At 61.1% G+C, this 3086-nt stretch carries 4 protein-coding genes; 2 read left to right on the forward strand and 2 right to left on the reverse strand.

What is annotated here, in order from left to right; translation table 11 throughout:
* Positions 1-92: 92 nt before the first annotated feature.
* Both IEX53_RS23455 and IEX53_RS23460 read right to left on the reverse strand, forming a co-directional pair.
* A complete protein-coding gene (locus IEX53_RS23455) occupies positions 93-596 on the reverse strand; it encodes a GNAT family N-acetyltransferase (protein WP_188826581.1) in 504 nt (167 codons plus the stop codon).
* A 3-nt stretch (positions 597-599) separates the two neighbouring features.
* Positions 600-899: a type II toxin-antitoxin system TacA family antitoxin gene (locus tag IEX53_RS23460; RefSeq protein ID WP_188826582.1), complete on the reverse strand. Its 300-nt coding sequence runs from the start codon at positions 897-899 to the stop codon at positions 600-602.
* A 268-nt stretch (positions 900-1167) separates the two neighbouring features.
* Between IEX53_RS23460 and IEX53_RS23465 the strand changes: the two genes are divergently transcribed.
* Together IEX53_RS23465 and IEX53_RS23470 are read left to right on the forward strand one after the other, a co-directional pair.
* The gene (locus IEX53_RS23465; protein ID WP_188826583.1) at positions 1168-1392 is read left to right on the forward strand and encodes a hypothetical protein; all 225 of its coding nucleotides are present in this window, start codon (positions 1168-1170) and stop codon (positions 1390-1392) included.
* 19 nt (positions 1393-1411) lie between these two features.
* Positions 1412-3064, forward strand: a complete 1653-nt coding sequence (locus IEX53_RS23470; protein WP_188826584.1) for a recombinase family protein — start codon at positions 1412-1414, stop codon at positions 3062-3064.
* Positions 3065-3086: the final 22 nt, after the last annotated feature.

Here is a 3086-nt window from a genome sequence, read left to right on the forward strand (position 1 = left end):
GGAATCAGAATTCCGCAGCCAGGGGAATCCTCAATACGATTCCGCGTTCAACGGACACGCTCTAGACTAGGCAGGGATACGGGCAGAGCCTCTTATATTTCAGAAAGCGACACAGCAATCGCCGTGATTGAGCGGAAGAGAACGTATGGATCGTCCTTCGAGGGCATGAAGCCCCGGCGCTGCCAGAAGCGGGCGGCTTCGTCATCGATGGCGTTGACCATCAGTGCCCGTCCACCGATGAGAGCGGCAGCCTGAACGCAACGCTGCAGCGCATGTTTGACCAGGCCTGTGCCGATTCCCTGCCCCACCCAGGCTTCGTCCGTGGCAAGCTGGCCGAGAAGCAGGCAGGGAACCGGATCGGGCGGTTGTCCCGTGCGGATCGAGCGCGGCAGGGCCGACGGCACGACGGCGGTGGGTGCGAGCCCGTAGTAACCGACCACCCGCCCCGCCTCGTGAACGACGAGAACGGCGGTGAAGCCCTTTTGCTGGTTGGAAAGGGCGCGCGTTTTCAGCCAATGATCAAGCGTCGGCTTGCCGCAGGAGAATTCGGAAACATCATGCGCGGCGGTGAGCGGTTCGGGAGCCGATAGGGCCACGGTTTACCGCTTCGGCTGGTAGCCAGCTTCCCAAGGCGCCGGCCGTTTGGCCAGTTCAACCATCTCGGGAACCGGGGCAGCCGGGGCGGCGAGAACCTCCATGAACCCAGCGAACCCTTCCGGGCTCATGCGGATCAGGCTTTGCTCCATGACGACCTCCTCAGCCGCGCGCACGGCGGCATCGCGCACGAAGTCGGTGCGCGAGCGGCCGCGCAGCGTGGCGGCACGATCGATCATCGCAACATCCGCTTCCGGCAGTCGCATCGAGATGGGATATTCCTTGCGTTCCGCTGTGCTGGCCATGAGTCGTCTCCTTGGACACAAGATAGGGAGTTGTATCGCAAAACGCAATACGGTAATATTACTTTCATGTCCAGCGAACTCAAAACAAGCGCATTGAACCGAGCGGTGCTCGATCGGGGGAGGAAAACCCGCAGGTTATTTCGCTATGCCATGGTACGCCAGCATACGCGGGGCCGCTACGTCGTGCGTCCCCAAACCCCCATTACCGCCGAATATTCTATTGCGTTTTCAGTTGCTTACACGGTTCTTGAGGCGAATGCTGCAAAGCATGACCTTGCGAACACCCCAATATCGGTCGAAGATGACAAGAAAGGAGCGCGAAGCGCTGCTCGAAGCCTTGCTGATCGACGAACCGGAACTGACCTTTACGCCTCGCGGCAATCCCGATCCGCGCCTTCTGCGTCTGGTCGACTTTCTGGCGCGGCAAGCGGCGCGGGAGTGCTACGCGGAAGAAGTGAAGATGATGAGGCGACGGGGGAAACGCGTCTCCTGATGCCCGAAGGAGACGTGCATTGAAGGTCGCGATTTACGCCCGCTATTCTTCCGACAATCAGCGCGAAGCTTCGATCACCGATCAGTTTCGCATGTGCCGCCTGCACGCCGAGAAGCAGGGCTGGCAGATCGTCGAGGAATACTCCGATCATGCTATTTCCGGCTCATCGCTGCTGCGCCCCGGCATTCAGGCGCTGATTTCCGACGCCACACGCGGGCGCTTCAACCTGATCCTCGCCGAGGCAATGGACCGCCTGTCGCGCGATCAGGAAGACATCGCGGGCCTGTTCAAGCGCATGTCCTACTCCGACGTGAAGATGTTTACTCTTTCAGAGGGCGAGGTGACGCATCTGCATGTCGGCCTCAAGGGCACGATGAACGCGCTCTTCCTCAAGGATTTGGCCGACAAAACGCGCCGTGGGCAACGCGGCCGTGTCGAGGCCGGCAAATCTGGCGGCGGAAACGCTTACGGCTATGACGTGGTGAAGAAGCTGGACGCCAATGGCGAGCCCGTTCGCGGCGATCGGACGATCAACGAGGCGCAGGCCGAAGTGGTCCGCCGCATCTTCCGCGACTATGCCGCCGGTAAGTCGGCAAAGACCATCGCTTTCGCCCTGAACAGGGACGGCATCCCGGCCCCTTCCGGCGGCGACTGGGGCTTCAGCACGATCAACGGCAACCCGAAACGCGGGAACGGCATCCTCAACAATGAGATGTATGTCGGCAAGATCGTCTGGAACCGCCAGCGCTTCGTCAAAGACCCGGATACCGGCAAGCGGCAGGCCCGACCCAACCCGGAATCCGAATGGGTCATCCAGGAAGCGCCGGAACTGCGCATCCTTGACGACGATCTCTGGAACGCAGTGAAGGCGAGACAGGGAGAGAACCGCACTGAACGGGACGAACGCGGGCTCGCCGACGTCCGCACGATGAACTATCGCCGTAGGCCCAAATACCTTTTCTCCGGCCTGACGCGCTGCGCGTGCTGTGATGGTGGCTACTCCGCGATCTCGGCCACACTGATCGGCTGCTCGACAGCGCGCAACAAAGGCACCTGCGACAACCGGGCGAACATCCGCCGCGATGAGTTGGAGACGCGCGTTTTGAACGCCCTGCGCACCAAACTCGTCGATCCCGACATGTTCGCCCGCTTCTGCGAGATATTCACTCAGGAGATGAATCGGCTGCGCATGGAAGGCCGCGCCGGCATCGCGTCCGCCGAGATCGAGATTGGAAAGATCGAGCGCGAACTGGCGAAGCTGTTGACCGCCATCAAGGCCGGCGGGCCGGTCGAAGCAATCGTGGAGGACATGAAACGACTGGAAGCTCGGAAAGCGGAGCTGAGAGCGTTCCTGGCCGAGGCCGAGGAACCACCTCCCCTTCTGCACCCCTCAATGGCGCTGCAATATCGCAAGCGGGTCCAGCAGCTCTACGAGGCCCTGCAGAACGAAGAGGAGGAGAAGCGGATCGAGGCGGCGGACATTCTGCGCTCGCTGGTGGACAAGATCGTACTGACGCCGGTGGACGGTAAGGTGGAGATCGACGTTCAGGGCGATCTTGCTGGAATTCTTATGATTTCGGCACAAACGAAAAACCCCGCCGGAGAGCGGGGTGGATCGCAAGTAAAGATGGTTGCGGGGGCAGGATTTGAACCTGCGGCCTTCAGGTTATGAGCCTGACGAGCTACCGGGCTGC

This window comes from Paramesorhizobium endophyticum (assembly GCF_014640615.1).
Taxonomy (GTDB): Bacteria; Pseudomonadota; Alphaproteobacteria; order Rhizobiales; family Rhizobiaceae; genus Paramesorhizobium; species Paramesorhizobium endophyticum.

Coding starts and splice junctions, on each gene's coding strand:
- IEX53_RS23465 (WP_188826583.1), top strand. CDS start 1,168: ATGACCTTGCGAACACCCCAATATCGGTCGAAGATGACAAGAAAGGAG.
- IEX53_RS23460 (WP_188826582.1), bottom strand. CDS start 899: ATGGCCAGCACAGCGGAACGCAAGGAATATCCCATCTCGATGCGACTG.